The organism is Amycolatopsis sp. TNS106 (assembly GCF_019330265.1).
In the GTDB taxonomy this organism is placed as follows: Bacteria; Actinomycetota; Actinomycetes; order Mycobacteriales; family Pseudonocardiaceae; genus Amycolatopsis; species Amycolatopsis lurida.
In genome coordinates, this window is sequence record NZ_CP024972.1 from 2,319,473 (window position 1) to 2,336,468 (window position 16,996).

At 64.6% G+C, this 16,996-nt stretch carries 12 protein-coding genes; 11 read left to right on the top strand and 1 reads right to left on the bottom strand.

What is annotated here, in order from left to right:
* Positions 1 to 676 precede the first annotated feature (676 nt).
* Positions 677 to 1,912 (top strand): hypothetical protein, encoded by a 1,236-nt coding sequence (locus CVV72_RS10395; protein WP_219152230.1) that lies wholly within the window; start codon positions 677 to 679, stop codon positions 1,910 to 1,912.
* Here the strand turns inward: CVV72_RS10395 and CVV72_RS10400 are convergent.
* The gene (locus CVV72_RS10400; RefSeq protein WP_219152231.1) at positions 1,893 to 2,363 is read right to left on the bottom strand and encodes a helix-turn-helix domain-containing protein; all 471 of its coding nucleotides are present in this window, start codon (positions 2,361 to 2,363) and stop codon (positions 1,893 to 1,895) included. The two genes, CVV72_RS10395 and CVV72_RS10400, sit on opposite strands and share 20 nt — an antisense overlap.
* A gap of 325 nt (positions 2,364 to 2,688) precedes the next feature.
* On the opposite strand from CVV72_RS10400, the gene CVV72_RS10405 reads away from it, so the two are divergent.
* The 10 genes from CVV72_RS10405 (at position 2,689) to CVV72_RS10450 (ending at position 16,978) form a co-directional block, all read left to right on the top strand.
* Complete coding sequence (locus tag CVV72_RS10405; RefSeq protein WP_219152232.1) at positions 2,689 to 3,075, top strand: hypothetical protein; 387 nt, start codon at positions 2,689 to 2,691, stop codon at positions 3,073 to 3,075.
* A gap of 129 nt (positions 3,076 to 3,204) precedes the next feature.
* Complete coding sequence (locus tag CVV72_RS10410; protein ID WP_219152233.1) at positions 3,205 to 4,512, top strand: hypothetical protein; 1,308 nt, start codon at positions 3,205 to 3,207, stop codon at positions 4,510 to 4,512.
* 51 nt (positions 4,513 to 4,563) lie between these two features.
* Entirely contained in the window at positions 4,564 to 6,585 is a 2,022-nt protein-coding gene (locus tag CVV72_RS10415) for a phage tail tip lysozyme (protein ID WP_219152234.1), read from the top strand.
* 25 nt (positions 6,586 to 6,610) lie between these two features.
* Positions 6,611 to 7,621: a hypothetical protein gene (locus tag CVV72_RS10420; protein ID WP_219152235.1), complete on the top strand. Its 1,011-nt coding sequence runs from the start codon at positions 6,611 to 6,613 to the stop codon at positions 7,619 to 7,621.
* Positions 7,622 to 7,713: 92 nt separating this feature from the next.
* Positions 7,714 to 8,349 carry a hypothetical protein gene (locus CVV72_RS10425; protein ID WP_219152236.1) on the top strand — a complete coding sequence of 212 codons (636 nt, stop codon included), beginning with the start codon at positions 7,714 to 7,716 and terminating at the stop codon, positions 8,347 to 8,349.
* Between the two features lie 845 nt (positions 8,350 to 9,194).
* Entirely contained in the window at positions 9,195 to 10,181 is a 987-nt protein-coding gene (locus CVV72_RS10430; protein ID WP_219152237.1) for a hypothetical protein, read from the top strand.
* A 48-nt stretch (positions 10,182 to 10,229) separates the two neighbouring features.
* Complete coding sequence (gene mobL, locus CVV72_RS10435) at positions 10,230 to 12,488, top strand: relaxase MobL (RefSeq protein ID WP_219152238.1); 2,259 nt, start codon at positions 10,230 to 10,232, stop codon at positions 12,486 to 12,488.
* A 121-nt stretch (positions 12,489 to 12,609) separates the two neighbouring features.
* A complete protein-coding gene (locus CVV72_RS10440) occupies positions 12,610 to 13,173 on the top strand; it encodes a hypothetical protein (RefSeq protein ID WP_219152239.1) in 564 nt (187 codons plus the stop codon).
* Positions 13,174 to 13,384: 211 nt separating this feature from the next.
* The gene (locus CVV72_RS10445; RefSeq protein ID WP_219152240.1) at positions 13,385 to 14,164 is read left to right on the top strand and encodes a YitT family protein; all 780 of its coding nucleotides are present in this window, start codon (positions 13,385 to 13,387) and stop codon (positions 14,162 to 14,164) included.
* 51 nt (positions 14,165 to 14,215) lie between these two features.
* Positions 14,216 to 16,978, top strand: coding sequence for an AAA family ATPase (locus tag CVV72_RS10450; protein WP_219152241.1), 2,763 nt, complete (start codon positions 14,216 to 14,218; stop codon positions 16,976 to 16,978).
* Positions 16,979 to 16,996: the final 18 nt, after the last annotated feature.

Here is a 16,996-nt window from a genome sequence, read left to right on the forward strand (position 1 = left end):
CGTCCAAATGGAACACGATCGCGCCCGGAATCTCGTCCGACTCGTTCGGAACCCGGTACGTCGGCACCGCGGCAGCCTTGACCCAGAGGTAGCCCTCCTCGTCGTGTGCGAGGACGAACGTCCTGAGCTGCGCGATATCGGTAACGGGGATCCAGCCCCAGCTGCCCGGTTGGTGGAGGACGGCTTCGACCCTCGGCGGACATGCCATCCAGGCAGGTCAGAGGTCCTCGCGTGACGGCGTGGCTCAGGTTTGGTCATGTCAAGGTCTCCTGGGAGGGGTGACGTGAGAGAACTGCCAAGCGGTCGCGAGCGTCCTCGAGTGAGTCTTGCCTGAGGATATCGCCCCGGCATTCTGGCCCTATTGGCGTTGCAGGAGATGCATGTACCCGCGGCAGCGGTGACATCGCAGATGGCTGTCGTGGCGGCCTGAGACAGTGGGACGTCGGGCAGCCCGTGTGCTCTCCACCGCGACGTCGTCCATGCCTACCCCGCGGCCGCTCCTGCGGCCGCCGCACATCTGCTGAACTCCCCCGCCCTCGGAGTTCCTCGACGTCCCGCCACCGCCAGGCCAGACGGTTGATCAACTGGCCACCACGCTCCGGCCGGTATTCCCGGCTCCGGGTCACGCGACGGCTGTCGACCTGCATGCCCCGATAAGAGCCGTTACCAGGAACGCGTGCCTGCCTCGGACCACGCGCCGGCGGTAGGCGACACTCGAACGATGGCGGTGGTACACGACATCGGGGCCCGACGGCGCCTGGCTGCGGCGAGGACGCCACCGGAGATCGCCGACTCGGACATCGGAGAAGAGCTCAGGGAACTCGAAGAGGTCTCCCGCGAGCTCGAGATGTTCACCCTGTCGGTCAACACCCGGCTCGCCTACGACAAGGCCTGGCGTTCCTTCCAGGGTTTCTGCGACGCGTATTCGCTCGACGCCTTGCCCGCCCATCCCGAGGTCGTGCGATGGTATGTCGCGTGGATGTCGACACAGGTGGATGACTGGGGACTTCCCCGCTTCGCGGTCTCGACCATCCGTCAGCATCTCGCGGGAATCGCGGACCGGCACCTCCGTGAATGGTTCCTGGATCCGACCAGGCACCGAGGCGTCAGCGACCTCGTCCGCGGACTCGAAAAGCGCCGGGCCACCCGGCCCGCCCGCAAAAGGCCGCTCGTTCTCGCCGCGGTCGTGCGCATCATCGAGATGATGTCACACGCCGTATACCCCGCGGGTATCTCGGCGGCCCGCGACACGCTGGCACTCTGGCTAGGCTTCGCCGGAGCACTGCGGCGTAGCGAGGCCGCAGCGCTACAGCTAAATAGCCTCGAATTGCATGTCATCGACGGTATCCACGTGCGGATCGGCCAGTCGAAGGCGGACCAGGCCAACGTCCTGCCCGACGTCGTCGTGCTTCCTTTCGGCACGGCGCCCCGCACCTGCGCGCCGTGTGCGGTGCATCGCTGGGTCGTTCTGGTGCGGGCTTCAGGCATCGCCGATGCCCGCACCCGACGGCGACAGTGCATGCGCTCGTTGTACGACTACCAGCTCGACGAGCATGTCTGCGGTGCTGGTGGGAGCACGGGACTGATCAGCGGCACAGACCTCGCCTCATCCGGTCCGTTGCTGCGGGCGACCTACCGCAACCGGCGCGACGCGCGTGTTCACGAGTCCGGCGTCAGCGGCGACGCACTGCACACGATGCTGCTCACGCGCATGGCCGAAGCAGGGATGGACCCGACGGACTACGGCTTTCACAGCCTGCGGGCGGGCCACGTCACACAGGCGCGGCGCAACGGCGCCTCCACGGAGGAGATCATGCGAGCCGGCCGCTGGCAGAAAGCAGACACGGTCGATGTCTACGACAGGGAGTACAACCCCATCGCACGCAACAGCGTCATGCGCCTGGGTCTGTAGCGCCGCTGTCGGCCGGGTCGTCGTTTCTCTCTTCGGCCACTCGGGCATCGATCGCGTCCCTGAGCCGTGGCTCGAGCATGATTTGTGTATCGCCAGCTGTGATCGTCTGGATGGTCAGCATGATGCGCTGCACTTCGAGGCGGTCTTTCTCCCAGTTGCTCAGTGCCTGAGCCAGCTCGACGCGGTACCGCGCTAGAAGTGCCGCCGTGTCGAGGGCACCCGCCTCACTGTAGAGAAGCGGGAGGGGAACATCGAGCGCCTGGGCGATCGCGACGGCTTCGTCGAGCCTCACCGTGCGCGTCCCCTGTTCGACGCGGGTGACGGCGGTCGGGTCAAGGTTCGAACCGAGAATCTCGGAGCTTCGCCTGGCCACCTCAGCCTGGCTGAGCCCTAAGCGTTCGCGTTCCCGCCGCAGGTTGCGCGCGAAGAGATCACCGGGCAATGGGTTCATGGTGGACTGCAAGCTCCTGATCAGCTGTACGGGCCAACGGCGCAACCCAGCCCTTCGCAGGCCGAGGGACAATGTCGCGCTCAAACGATACACAGGTCTCCTGGCGACCACCACACGTCGTACGCGTGGCCGACTCCCTGTTGACCCCAGCCTGTCCGCCCCCCGCTGTGTCCACCAGCGCTATCGAGTGCGTATCTAACCTTTCTATCAGTCAGCACTGGAATACGATACATTGGTCAATGGGGAGCACGCGCACCCGAGAGCCACTGAGTCGGGAAGACCGCACCCCTCGCGCGTGAGGTCGGAGGTCAGAGAGAAAGTGCGCATGACGAAGATTCACGAGACGGCGGACATCACCCTGTCAGATCTGCCCACGGCGGCATGGGACCTGACGAGCTTCCTGGAGAACGCCAAGTCTCAGGTACAGACCTGGGGAGGGCTTGGGCTCATGCTGCTGGGCGTAGTCGGCCTTGTGTGGGGTGGCGTACTACTGATCAGGAAGCTGATGGCCAATCCGCAGACTAGTGGCCATCAAACGAGTTGGGTCACCATCGCCTTGCTCATCGTCGTCGGGGGCGCGATCGCCGGCGGTGGCTGGGAGCTGATCTCCACCGTCGGGTCTGGCGGGCAAAAGACGATCGAGGAGCTCGGCGGTGGCACCGTGATCATTCAGGCGACAGGCCCTGATGCAACTCCCCAAGTCTTTCAGTGAGCGGCAGCAGCACCTTGTACACGACCACGCCCCAACAGATCGCATCGGGTTGTCGCGGCCGGGGCGCGCTAGCCGCTCGGGAGCACCAGGCATCAATCGGAGTTGACCACGCACTGACCAGGAACTGACATGCGGCTCAGGAACGCGACACTGACTATCAGCCAGAGGCTGAAACTCGACTCGCACCACGCGATCGAACGTTTCGGCGTGTTCGTCACCCTCTTCGCCCTGGCCGGAGTCCTCGTGATTGGCGGCGCGGGGATCTCTGCCCTGCAAGCGGGCAACGACTCCATGGCACGCACTGCGCTCTACACCTCGCAGTACACAACGTCGAAAACCTCACTGAAGGGCGACGTCGACGGGATTTACGGCAACCTGCATCGCGACAAGGTGTTCGTGATGATGCACTTCCCCACCACGGCTCGAATCTCCTACAACGCCGCCGACTACCGTGCGTTCCTCTTGGGATCGGACGACGACCTCCGGAACGAGGCCGTCAGCACCGCGGGCATCAAAGGTTCCTTCCATGTGTACGGCTCCACCGGATACATCGGTGTCATGCTCGAGGCTGCGACACCCTTCGAATCGCAAGTGCTTAACCTGACGATCCGAGCGAACACGGAACTGACGCACGACGAGCGTCAGCGTGCCCCTGCGACGGTGGACGAGTTGGCCGACGACACGAGCTTCCGCCGGTATGACCAATGGCGGATCTTCATCAACCCAGGGGCAAGCGGGATGACCACGATCCCGTCCCTTGACGCCACAAGAATCGACCCCGCGCGGGCGTTCTACGACATCATCCTCAAGGCAGAGGAGCAGCGAGTCCGCGGCACGCTCGATCAGAAACTTCTCGAGATGCGCTCGACCTTGGCCCAGGTCCAGGCTTACACCGCAGATCTCAAGACCACCACAGTGGATGGTCTGTTCCTGCAACCGCCGACCATGCCTGCCGCAATCGCTGGGGATCGAGTCACCGGGGTGACGGCGGCCGAGGCGAAGAACGGAGCTTCCACGCTGACGCTCGCAACTGGTCACACAGTGCCCGGCGGGTTCGACTTCGACTGGCGACCAGGCAACGTCCTCGATGGCTACCTGAATCGCGTGGTGCCCGAAAGACAAAGCTACGTCGAGTTCTTGGCCGAGAAGCGCTCCGAAGTCACCGACGGCACAACCCGCCAGATCTCAGAGATGCGATGGACGCTCTCGGATGGCTCGGATCTCAAGCGCGACCACCGCGGCACCGACGTGACGTTGCGCCCCCTCACGACCGTGATGAACAACCTGTCCCAGGCATATCTGGACTACGCGAAGAGCAAAGCGACCTATCAGTCGCAACTGCTGCTCGACCTGCTTCGTCTCGAGGTGAAGCTTCGTGACGTGCGGTCCAACACATCCACCCGCGACGACGCCGGTTTTCTGGCGAGCCTCTACTGAGGCCGTCGTACAGGCCTGCTGACTGAGTGCGCCGGAGAACGGAAGGACATCATGACCACCGACCGACCGGACGCGGCAAACACCTCCGGCGCATCGGCGTCCCGGTCACCAGCGCACTACGCTAACCGTCACGTGCTGAACGGACCATCCACGCCAGAGCCCTTCGGCAGCACGGGCACGGGAGGTCCGACCGCGAACCTGACACAAGCCGGGCTAGATGGTGCGGGGCAGGCAGTTGGCCAGGCCATCGAAGGCACCGGCGACAGCAGGGCCCGTCGGTATGCGGGCCGGGCTGTCGCCGGTGCCGCCAGTGGTGCGGCGTTGGGTGATCCGCACGCCGCAGCGATCGGCGCCGCTAAGGAAGCAGGCCTGGCGATCGCTCACGACGCCGCAGGCCACACCGGCGCTGAGCGCGAGACTCCTCACCTGGGGGCAGGAGGCACGAGCCGCGAACGCGGTCACTCGAGCGACCAGAATGACGCGAAACCGACGACGGCGAAGGCTATCGTCGCCGGCGGGTCCGTGGCGGCAGCACCCCAGGCAATGGCGATCGTCATGCTCACGGCCCTGCTCAACTGGCTGAAGTCCATGTTCTTCGCGTTTGTGGCGATGGTCCTCAACATGGCAGCCTGGCTGTACGGGCTCATAGCCACGGCCCTCAAGGCACTGGTACACATCATCATCGCCCCTTTCCTCGCTATCGGCGGGTTCCTGGCCAACGCGGTTGGTGCTGCACTCGGTGTCAGCGTCGCGGCGGCTGTCGCCCCAGTGGCAGCGGTGATCTCCGGATTAGCCGCCACAGTGGCGGTCATCGCCGTGGCGGGAACAATGGCTGGCGTCCTTTCCAACACCGCGCTCACCGATGACGGACAACAGGACACTCGCGACGCACGCTGTGCGGTCGAGACGTTGGGTGGCGGCGACGGCGCGATCGTTCCCGCAACCACGGAAGCGAACGCGAAGACCGTCTACTCGGTGCTGAGCACCTGGGGAATGCCGAAAGAGAACATCGCGGGAATCCTGGGCAACTGGTCACAAGAGTCCGGTGTGGACCCGACCAGTGTGGAATCCATCTTCACTGAGCCGTACAGGATCGGCCCGCGTAAGCAGGCGGCCTGGGACGGAGGATTCACCCACATTCCAGGGCAGGCACACGGTGGCATCGGCCTCGGCCAATGGTCCAACGGCCGCACGACGATGCTGCTCGACTACGCCGGCGCCAGGAAGAAAGACTGGTACACCATTGAGACCCAGCTGGCGTTCATGGTCGAAGGCGACAATCCCGGTGACGTACAGGTCTTCAAAGACATGGTCACGACCTCACAGGGGTCTCCGAGCGCAGCGGCGTACCACTTCCACAACAGATGGGAGCGCTCGGCGGACAACGCCTCGAAGATGGCCGAACGAGCCCGCGATGCTGAGCGGTGGTTCGCGAGCATGAGCGGCTGGACGGTCGACAAGTCCGTTGTCGGTGACACCAAGACCATCGTCGGCGACCTTGTCGACACTGCCCGCGGCGGCGCCCGCAGCCTGTCCCACAGCTGTTCGCACCATGGGGACGGCGAAGGCGGGGGCGGATCAGGCACGCCACCCGCGGGCGGCATGACCGAGCAGGAGGCCCACGCGCTGATCGATTTGTTCAATCAGGAGGGCGACAAGTTTCTCGACGCCCGCTACGGAGAAAACGGCGGGCCCGGGTCGTGCGGAAGCAATCACGCCATGAACTGCGTCTCCTTCTCGACCTACTTCGTGAACAAGTACACGACGCTGCAGACTTATCCCTCAGGTGACGGCATTCGGACCGCCTACACGATCGCCGAGCGCATGGGCAAGGCCACGTCCTCAGCCCCCGCGCCCTACTCCGTGGGGTCCGGTCCGGGCACCGGCCCTGCGGGCCACACCCTGGTGGTGCTCGGTGTCCGGGGTGACCAGCTCGTCATCGGTGAGGCCGGGTATTGCGCGTTCATGGGCAGGGTCCGAGTCGCCAGCGCGGCGGACATGGCCGCACAAGGCTGGAAGTTCGTGGACATGTCCGACGCAATGTTGCCTCCCGACCAGATCAAGACAGCGTGACGGACGTACACGAGGAGTGTTCGACGTGAAGAGATTCGCCCAGCAGGTTGAGGACGACCCTGATCGGCAAGACCGTGGTCGTGAAGGGTCGCCCGGCTCCGCGCTGCGAGAGACGAGACAGCCCGCCGCTCACCGGCGGCACGGCAAGGTCACCGGAGCCCAGCTCGAGGCACGATTCACCACCTGGCGCAACCGCCGGCGTGACCGCCGGGAAACCCGTCTATCAGCGAGCGCGGGAACGCCGAAGCGCAGGTTCACTGTCCTCGTGAGCCTGGGGATCCTCGCAGTAGTCCTGGCCGCCTCCATCGCAAGCCATCGTCTCGACGCTGCGCGAGCGGCTAATGACTCGACGATCGCAGCACAAGAGGGACAGCTGTCCGACCTGCTGGCCGGGTCGAGAGACGCGGACTCCCGGAGAATGATCTCAGCCGCCGTCTCCGCAGCCGCAATCGACGCCGAGAAGGTCAGGGCTGCCCAGCAGGCTTACGCCACGCTGTACCACCGGGCGAGCACAGAGCCACCGACCAACAATGGCGTACCGACCGAAGCCTCCGAGGCTACCGCCGAACACCGCAAGATCCTGGCCCCCTTGTTCAGCAGGAAAACCTATCTGGTCGAGGACGAGAACGCCTACCGCTGGCAGAACGTGCTGCCCTTTGACCCGGACACGGAGATCGATCCTCGCTTCCCGTGGTACGTCCGCTACGTCGGCTCGACGGCAGCCAAACCGGACACGTACGCCTGGGCAGTAGAGGCCGTGACGCCGGATCGTCCGCCGGGGCATTCTCAAGACCCGACAGCTACAGCGAAAGTCGTGTGGCTCTGCAAGGACACCCAGACCGGGGCCGTCCTTGCCTGGGCGCGTGCGACCTACGACTATCGAGGCACAAGCGGGGCATTCGACCACCTGGAGATCGGGTTGTCGGCCGTGGGCGCGGCACAGCAGTACCCATCGGGCCAGACTCCGCAAGCATCCTCTATTCCGGAGCTGGAAGGCCCGCGCAGTCTGCCGGGCGTCGAGCGAGGTGGCCGGTGAAGTCTCGTGTGGCACGACCGTCGTCGAACGCCACGGAGCGACGGTGGTTGGGCAGACGACGATGCGTGCGGCGCCATGCCGGCGTCATCACGATGACGATGCTTCTCACGTTGTTCGCAGGCGGGACGACGATGACGTGGGCTGCACACCAGACCGTCCTGGACCGGCAGAACGCGAAGATCGCTGAGCTCGGAAGCCGCCTCGGAGCCACGCGCCAGGAGCACGCCGGAAGAGCCGAGCGGGACCTTCTGCAGTCCCTCGGGATCAGCGCCCACAGGACAGACAGTGATACACGAAGGCTCACCGCCCTCGTCAAAACGGCGATGACCTGGGACTCAGGTCCCGGCTACGAGCACGCCCGCGCCTCGCTCATGACGAGGTTCGGCCTCAAGGACGACTCTCTCTTCCTGCGGGAGTTCATGCCCCCTGCTCGATACAACCACGATGCATCCGGCAAGAGGTACTACTACATCGACGCTCAGGGCCTCAACTCATCGGTCCGGGAGGCACCGGACATCAACGTGGTCAGCGCCCTCGGCGGTGTGTACACCTACGTTGTACTGGCCGACGTAGACGTCACCTCGGATGCGATCCAGCAGAACAACACCAGTCCCGCTCGAGTCACTGCCACACGCCGGGTACCGATCTTCGCGACGATCGACGCGCAGGGTGAGGTCACGAACCTCTCGGCGGTCTCCGCTCAGGGAGCGACTCGTCGTTCACGGTAATACGAGCACTCTATCGAGTCATCCTATTGATAGAGTGGAGTGACTGAGCAGAGAACCAGCGGACGGCTGGGCACCGAGGTCGACACTACGCAGTTGCCCGAGGGCGTCGGATGGAGAGCGTGCGATAGGACGTTCTGCGGGTGGTTCGCCCACCGTGGTGCCCGATCGATGGCGACACGACATGTGCCTCGAGCGGGCTCACCTCCACGTGCGAGCTGAGGAGCATCGCGATGTGCCGATGCGTCTCGTACGCGTTGGCGGGATCGAATGCTGTGACGGGCGACGTGACACAACGACGAGACGAAGGATCACACCATGATGGCGTCCCGCACTCCGAAGACCACCAACGTTGTCGACGCGGACGCGACGGATCCAGACTCGTCGAGACAGGGGGCCCGCTCGACCGCGCGCACTCGGTTTGCATCTCTCCGCGGAGCTCGCGGCCGCAGGATTCCAAGGTCGCACGGTGGCCCGGTCCTCGTCACGGCCCTCATTCTGTTCTATCGCGGCATCACCCTGGTCGCCGACTTCCTACTTGCGTGCATCACTGCGACCGTCGTCATCCCGACGCTCGCCGCATGGTTGCATCAACAGTCCGGCGCACCACGCGGTTCGCTGACGATGACCGGTGCGATCGCTCTGTGGATCATGCCATTGTTCTTTCTAGTCGTCATCCTGGCCGCCGGTGAGATCGCCGCCATGCGTGCCTTGTGGCATTGGGGGACGCGGAAGATTCACAAGGTTCGCGTCGGTCGCGCCGCAGCGTTGCGGTCCATTGCGGGCCCACCGTCAGCTTCCCGGGCTCACCACACGACCGCGACGGTCGCCAACCGACGGAGCAAGTGATGAGGACTGCTGGTCTGCCGATGGCCGACGCGTGGGCCGACCGCGCACGACGCGACCACGGCACGAAGACCTATCACCACGAGAAGCTCACCGCTGAGATCGGAGTACTCGTCGAATCCGTTGAGCTGCAGCACCGAGCACTGGAGGAGAACTACCGACCCTACCTTCATGTAAGCGGAGAGTTGCGCTCAGTCGCCTTCGTCGACGTATTGCCGTTCGGCATCACGGAGGTCGTCTACTCCCCTGGCCGAGGTGAGAAGGTCGACGCCTTCTACGAGTTCGATGATCAGCAATTGATCGTCCTGGCTCGCAAAGGCTACTTCGGCCGTGCTTTCCGGGTGCCGGAGCAGATCATCGGCATCGAGTGGGAACTTCCCGCCACCGTGAACACACTCATTGTGGCGCCGCCGGACGGCGATGCCGGCGCTCCGGTGATCTTCACCCAGGTCCACCACATCGCCCAGCTGGAGATCGACGCAGACACATCGGGCTACGACCTCACCGACTACTTCGCCGATCACTCCACATCGGTGAAAGCCCAGGCCGATTCCGTTGCCGCCGAACCGTCGCCGGGGCCGGAAGCGTCGAGTTCCCTGTTCACCGACAACGAACTCGGCTTGACTCACCAAGGTGAACGGCCTCGCTCCGGCACTCAGCACGATATGCCGACCGGCACCGTGGCAAGCCATCTCCGGCGGGTCGAGTCGGAGGTCTCGGCCGAGCGTGCGAAGTACCGCGCAGAGCGGGCGCGAACCGTGGGTACACCGGAGTTCCTCTATCACGAGCACGTAGCCCGCGCCTTGCAGACCACCACTGTCCCACCCACAGCACTCGACCAGGAACGCGATCGTGACTCCCAAGCACACGCCAAGACAGCACAGGGGGGAACGAAACCACCAGAAGCCGGCGACGAGGGAGGACCCGCCAGTGAGCGTTTCGACGACCTCGACACCGCTGAGCACGACGATTTCATTCCGGGATCCTGAAACCACCGCGAGATAGCGACGGTGGAGTCCGAGAGCGGGTGACCTCTGATGACCTTGCGGGCATCGATCGTGATCGTGAACGAGTTCAGTGTGCCGCTGCCGGAGGGAAAGGGGACACGCGGCGCCACCCCCGGGCACTACATCACCCGGTACATGGCCCGCGAGCAGGCCACCGAGCCCCTAGCCCCCATTCACCGCCAGCGCACCGATGACTTTCTGGAACGCTACGCGGCCCGTGACGAACTCGTCCGGCGGGCCATGTCCTCCCACGTCGAGCTCGGGCCACGACTGCGCCGGACACACGGTGACGGTGGTCTCGCTTTTGGCTACGGGTCAGTCTCACTGTCGCACGACGATCTGCACGCCGCGTCCAGAGACATCCAGAAGCGATTCAACAGTGGGAAGACCGTTCTCAAAACGGTGATCTCCTTCGACGAGGCATACCTGAAGAGCCGGCGCATCCTCAGCACCGACTTCCACTGCACCACGCGCGGCGCCTACCGCGGACATGTCGATCAGATGAAACTGCGAATGTCGATCATGCATGGCTTGGACCGCATGGCCAGCGGAACGAACGGCTTCGACGACCTGCGCTATGTCGGCGTCATCCAGGTCGACACCAGCCATGTACACTGCCATCTGGCCATGATCGACGCCGGGAATGGCTCGCGCGCAAGGGACGGCACGCAGCGCGGCAAGCTACTAACCTGTCACAAGTCGCGCTTGCGCCGCGGAATCGACGCCTGGCTTGAGGAAAAGCAGGCCGCGCACCACCTGTCCAGTGCCGTGGGCTACGACCACCGCAATGTCACCACCTTCATCAAACGCTGGGCCCACGAGCGCATCAGCGCCGAGTCACTTCCCCAGTTTCTTGTGGCATGCCTACCCGCCGAGCGACACCTTTGGCGAACTGGCACGCACGACCCGCGTATGCGCAAGCCCGACCGGCTGCTCACAACGATGGTGTCCCAGCACCTGGCACGCCCCGGATCCCCCATGCCCGCGGCGATGCAACGGATCATCGAGCACGCCAACCTGCGGCGGGAGCGGGAGAATCTCGCCGACCACGACTGGCAGCGGCGTGTTGAGCAAAGCCGGGCCCGGATAGTGACACAGGCCGTCGACGCCGTGTACCAAATGCTGCGCACCCTTCCTGAGGCCGAACTCCGGGTTCGTACCCCAGTTCTGGATGTCATGGGTCTGGACTACTCCCAGATGGCCGCGCTCGCGGCGGGCACGCGGCCGGAACACGACACCTCACGCACCGGGGTCGATCTGCTGACATTCGGTCTCCGGCTACGCGGTTGCGCGGCACGACTGGGCCATCATCTGGACCAGGCCCGCGTCTATGAGGACGTGGCCCGCCAGTGGGAGCAAGCGGAAAAGTCTTTCGCAGCCATGGAGGATTCACGGCCACTCTACGATTTCTACCGCTTCGAGGAGCATTACCACCGCCAGTTGGTGCGCAAGTATCGCCACATCCTGCCGTTCACCGTGGACACCACACCATGGCGTGAGCAGCAGCACCGGATCGCTGTCTATGATCGACGGCTGCATTCCCTCAAGACGTTGCGGGACGACTCCTCGCTGTCGCAGTTGGACGACCCCGTCCTGGCCGAACAGCTCGGCCGCGAGATCCACGGCCAGCCGGGCGGACGACTCCTCCTCGATGGCTCGGCCGGACGAGCCGTCCTCGACGCCCGTATCGCGACAATCAGGAAACTTCGCGACGAGAGTGTGGATTCTCTGCGCTCGGAGCTGTTCTCAGCGGGCCTGGACCTCCGTACCGGATCCGGAGCCGACGAGCTCACCACCCATATCGAGACCTCGGCCGACCCCGTACACGAGTTTGACCAGGTCAAGGCTTTGGACCTGCACCACCTCGGACACGACTTCATCAGCGACGTCCCGATCGGCCCACAAGCGCATCGGACATTCACCAGGGCCGCGGCCGAACGCCGCCGCCTACTTCTTGCGGCGATCGCCTACCTCGATGATTCCGGCCAGCCCGAGGCGATCAGCGACCTCCCCGTGACCGATGTCGCCGCCATGACGCGGTTATCGCGTGAGCTGCACGCTGCAGCCGGTACCTCAGGGACACTGCTGCTGCGGTCGAAGCCAACCCGGGCGAGCGCCCAGTCCGGTCCTACATCGCCCAAGCCCCGATCAAGCACCGTGTCCTTGGATACAGGGTTGGCGGCCCTGGTCCACGAACAGATCGCCACGACCGTGATCAACGCCGAACCAGAGCACCTCCACCAAACCGACACTGCCGCCCTATCAGACGTATCCAATCCCATTCGATAGCGCTATCGATAGCTTGCCGATAGAGCGATACATCACTAATGTGGGTGGAGTTCGGCGGAAAACACAGGTCCACTCCGGACATTGCCGACACCGAGGACCGGCCTGCCGCAAGGATGCCGGGATGACGAAAGGCGCGATCATGGCACAGCTGAAGGGCAAGGGCGCAATGACCGGAGTCAACCTCATCGCGAAGGTCTACGACAGTGCCAAGACGAAGGACGGCACGACTCACTTCATCGACGTTCAGGTCGACGGACGAGATCATCGAGGGCCGGGCCAGACGAATCTGCACCTGAAATCGGAACGAACGACCACCGAGGACGGCACAGTTCGTTACGAGAACCAAGCACCGTACTCCGCCAGCCAGCTTCAGGAGATCAAGAACGCCGCGGGCCCCAAGCAATGGCCGCTGCTCAGCAGGAAAGACGGACAGCGGATCGGAACCATGTACAGCTTCAAAGGAGACGTGATGCCCGCGGCGCGCGGCTCCGGGCTCGTGGTCAACACCAAGTCGGTCGGCTCTTCCGAATTCAAGGTCGACGCCACCACCCTGGATCACCAGCACGACTGCATGCGCGCTGCCCGCCGAACACCTACCGGGACTACCCTGGTCACTCCCCCAGGCTCCCAGCACGGTGCCGCCCTCGAGCCAATGGCCGACGTAGGTGAGCCCACCGTCGGCTAGGGCGCCCGGAGTTCCACCGCCAAGGGCCCCGGAGGATCACTCCGGGGCCCTTGGCACATCGTGACCACGACGTTCCACGCGCCCGAGGGGCCGCCGCCCGCCGGCAAACCCCAGTCACGGGCGCACATCAGCTCACGGTATGCGGTGTTCCGCCACCGACAGCTACCGCCCTTCAGCTTTCCCGCACCGCGGGCCGCGATTGGAGACCCAAATGAGCTCTCACAGCACCAGCGTTCAGCACCTCCACCGATACCGCCCCATCACCTCGCCTCTCTGGCGCCGCGCGAGCGCACTTCTCGTCGGTACCGTCGCGATGGGATTCGGCGTCTCGCTCCTGCTGGCAAGCAGGATCGGCATGCTCCCCATCGACGTACTGCACCTGGGAGCAGCCCACGCTCTCGGATCGACAATCGGTGGCGGAGTCATCGCCGTACAGTCTGTCCTGCTGATGGGCTGTCTCGTCCTCAGGATCCGACCTGGCCTGGGCACCGTCGTGGCGTTCGTCGTGCCTGCGCTGATCATCGACATTCTCCGGCCGCACGTCTGGCACGTTGACGCATTCGCGCTGCAGATAGCGCTCTTCGTTGCCGGCGGGGTGCTGTTCTGTGTCGGGGCGGCCAGCTACCTCGCCGCAGATCTCGGCCGCATCCCGCGCGACGCACTGATGCTGGCATGGCTGCGCGGCGCTCCGCCCACCGGGCGCGGACGGCAGATCGCCTGCGTCCGCGTCGGCATCGACATCGCCTGCGCCACCGCCGGGACGATCCTGCTCGGGGCGGACCTCGCAATCGGCTCCGGTGTCCTGGGTCTGGGCACCGCAGTCCTGGCTTTGGGCTGCGGACCGCTCATCGCCGTGTTCTGGCCCCGCATCGCCCGGTTCGTGGGATCGCCTCACACGACGGGCCAGGCATGCACCTCCGGCCATACTAAAACCACCGGCCACCGTGCCTCCGGTGAAGCTGCGCGGACCCTCACACCGGACGGTGACTGAGGCGCACATCGTGTTCGTTTCAGCTTGCCTTGGCCGGAGGTGCCCTGCAGCATGTTCCCCGACGCACATCTCAACGAGCTCTATCCGCGTCTGGCCGAGCTTTCGACGCCACTGGCCAGGACCCGGCGGCTCATCGTGGGTCGCGAGCGCGAGACGCTGCAGCTGAAGGCCGCTCTGAGCCGTCCCGAGTTATGTAATGCCCTCCTGTTGGCCGAGGCCGGCACGGGCAAGACAGCACTCGTCCACGCGACCATGCTCGCTGACACCAGCCGCCTCTATCTTGAGATCGACTTGGCACGTATGAGTTCGGCGGCCGGTGACGGCGAGCTGATGGCGGCGGTGCTCAAGAGTTTCTTCGACGAGGCCGAGGCCTTCGTCGCTTCCGAGAACCAGGAGCTGGTCATCTTCATCGACGAGTTCCATCAGCTCATCCAGCTCTCCGCCGCGGCCGCCGAAGCCATCAAGCCTGTGCTGGCGGCCTCGGGTACACGAGGCATTCGCATCGTCGCGGCAACGACGTATGAAGAGTTCCACAGGCATATCGCGGCCAACCAACCCCTCGTCGAACGCCTACAGCGGATCAATCTCAGTCCCCCCGATCAGGACACGACGGTCCGGATCCTTCAGGGCATGGCCGAGCAATATGGCGTCGCCGCCCAGTTTCAAGACACCCACCTCTACCGGCAGATTTACGACTACACGCAGCGCTACATTCCCGCGAGCGCGCAGCCGCGCAAGGCGATCCTCGTTCTTGACTCGATGATTGGCTGGCATCGGCTGACACTCCGCCCACTCGACCACGCATTGCTCGCGGATGTTCTGATGGAGTCGCTGAACGTCAATGTAGCGGTCAAAGTAGACGCCTCCCAGATCAAGGAACAGCTCGACGCGACGGTGCTCAGCCAGGACTGGGCGACACGTGCGGTCGCGCGGCGGCTGCAGCTATCGGTGGCCGGCCTCAATGACAAAGGGCGACCAGAGGCGAGCTTCCTTTTCACAGGCTCCACCGGAGTCGGCAAGGCAACCACATCCTCGACCCCAGTACCGGTGTACACGCCGGACGGTTCCGTTGCGTGGAAGGTAGCGGGTGCTCTGCGTCCCGGTGACTTCACGTTCAGCCGCCGGGGTACCCCTCAGGAAGTCCTTGCCGTCTTTCCGCAGGGGATACGCGACACGTTTCGTGTCACTCTCGACGACGGCCGCACGCTCGACGTGTCGGACGACCACCTATGGACGGCAGCATCCGGCGCCGAAAAGGAAACTGGGACCTGGTCCTGCTACCGCACAGCAGACTTGATCGACAAGGACCTGGTGACCCACGACCGAGACGGTCACGAGACACCGACCTACTTCATCCCTATGAACGAGGCCGTGCAGTGGCCCGTAGCGGCGCTCCCGGCCGAGCCGTACGTCGTGGGCTTCCTGCTGAGTACGGAGGCCGGGCACCACGGCACACCACATTCCCACCGCGTTCCCCTCCCCTGCCGCGGTCGCGGCCGGCTGCCCGGCCTATCCACGATCGCCGGGACGGCGTGGGACCGCAAGCGTATCCCGGCGACGTTCATGACAGCGTCAATCGACCAGCGCTGGCGGCTGGTCCGAGGCTTGTTCGACCTCGGCGGCAGCGGCGGTCACGCTGCCGAGCACGATCGAGTCCATATCTCCTACGCCGCCCCGTCGGCGGGCTTGGCCGCCGACATCCTGACCCTGCTGCGCTCGCTCGGCGTGCCCAGCAGGGTCCGCCGAGCGGCGCCGGCGGAGCGACACTCCACCCACGAGATGTACATCGTCGACGCGACGGCGAAAGAGGTCGACCTGCACCGATTCTTCTCTCGTGCCGAAGATCTGAGCCTCACCGCGAGCCCACGACCGGCCGACGCCCACCGTGGGTTGTCCGGCCAGCACGTCGGCATTCGCAGCATCACGAAGCTGGACCGCCGCGAACAGATGGTATGCATCTACGTCGACGACGACGAACACCTCTACCTCGCCGGCGACTTCGTGGTCACACACAACACCGAGCTCACCAAACAGTTGGCGGGCTTGCTATTCGGCGACGACGAACGCCATCTCATCCGATTCGACATGACCGAGTTCGCGACGGACGAATCGCTCACCGCCTTCCGATCCGAGCTCACGAGAAAAGTGTGGGATCGCTCGCACGCGGTGTTGCTCTTCGACGAGATCGAGAAAGCGTCCCCCATGGTCACGCGTGTGCTGATGCAGGTACTCGACGACGGCAGGCTGACCGACGATCACCATCGGGAGGTGAGTTTCTTGAACACCTACATCGTGCTCACGACCAACTCGGGCGCTGAGATCTATTCGACGATTGCCCACTACGCGGAAGACGATACCGGATCTGGGAAACAACTCGCGGAGTACGCGAAGCTCATCCGACGTTCGATCTCCGAGACTTCCGCGGACAACAGGTTCCCACCCGAACTACTCGGGCGTATCGACACCATCGTGCCGTTCCAGCCTTTGTCGAGGGCGACGCAGCAGAAGATCGTGCGCGGCAAACTGCGCACGCTGGTCCAGGACGTCCTGGCCAAACACAACATGCGTGTAACGATGGACCCGAAGGTGCTCCAGTACCTCGTCGACGACAAGGGCGACACCCACGCCGACGCCGGCGGGGCGCGGGCGGCCGTCGCGAGGATGACCGACGAGGTCACCACAGCCGTGGCAACGTTCATCAACGAGAACCCCTCAGCCCGGGGGCTTCGAGTCGACGTCGTCGGTGACCTGGTCAGCGACGACAAGAACCTGCTCAGCTCCGACGCGCACGTTGAGGTCAGCGCGATGCGCTGAGCCACGCCCGCCCGGCGA

Coding starts and splice junctions, on each gene's coding strand:
- CVV72_RS10450 (WP_219152241.1), top strand. CDS start 14,216: ATGTTCCCCGACGCACATCTCAACGAGCTCTATCCGCGTCTGGCCGAG.
- CVV72_RS10405 (WP_219152232.1), top strand. CDS start 2,689: ATGACGAAGATTCACGAGACGGCGGACATCACCCTGTCAGATCTGCCC.
- CVV72_RS10425 (WP_219152236.1), top strand. CDS start 7,714: ATGACGATGCTTCTCACGTTGTTCGCAGGCGGGACGACGATGACGTGG.
- CVV72_RS10440 (WP_219152239.1), top strand. CDS start 12,610: ATGACGAAAGGCGCGATCATGGCACAGCTGAAGGGCAAGGGCGCAATG.
- CVV72_RS10445 (WP_219152240.1), top strand. CDS start 13,385: ATGAGCTCTCACAGCACCAGCGTTCAGCACCTCCACCGATACCGCCCC.
- mobL (WP_219152238.1), top strand. CDS start 10,230: ATGACCTTGCGGGCATCGATCGTGATCGTGAACGAGTTCAGTGTGCCG.
- CVV72_RS10410 (WP_219152233.1), top strand. CDS start 3,205: ATGCGGCTCAGGAACGCGACACTGACTATCAGCCAGAGGCTGAAACTC.
- CVV72_RS10430 (WP_219152237.1), top strand. CDS start 9,195: ATGAGGACTGCTGGTCTGCCGATGGCCGACGCGTGGGCCGACCGCGCA.
- CVV72_RS10400 (WP_219152231.1), bottom strand. CDS start 2,363: ATGAACCCATTGCCCGGTGATCTCTTCGCGCGCAACCTGCGGCGGGAA.
- CVV72_RS10415 (WP_219152234.1), top strand. CDS start 4,564: ATGACCACCGACCGACCGGACGCGGCAAACACCTCCGGCGCATCGGCG.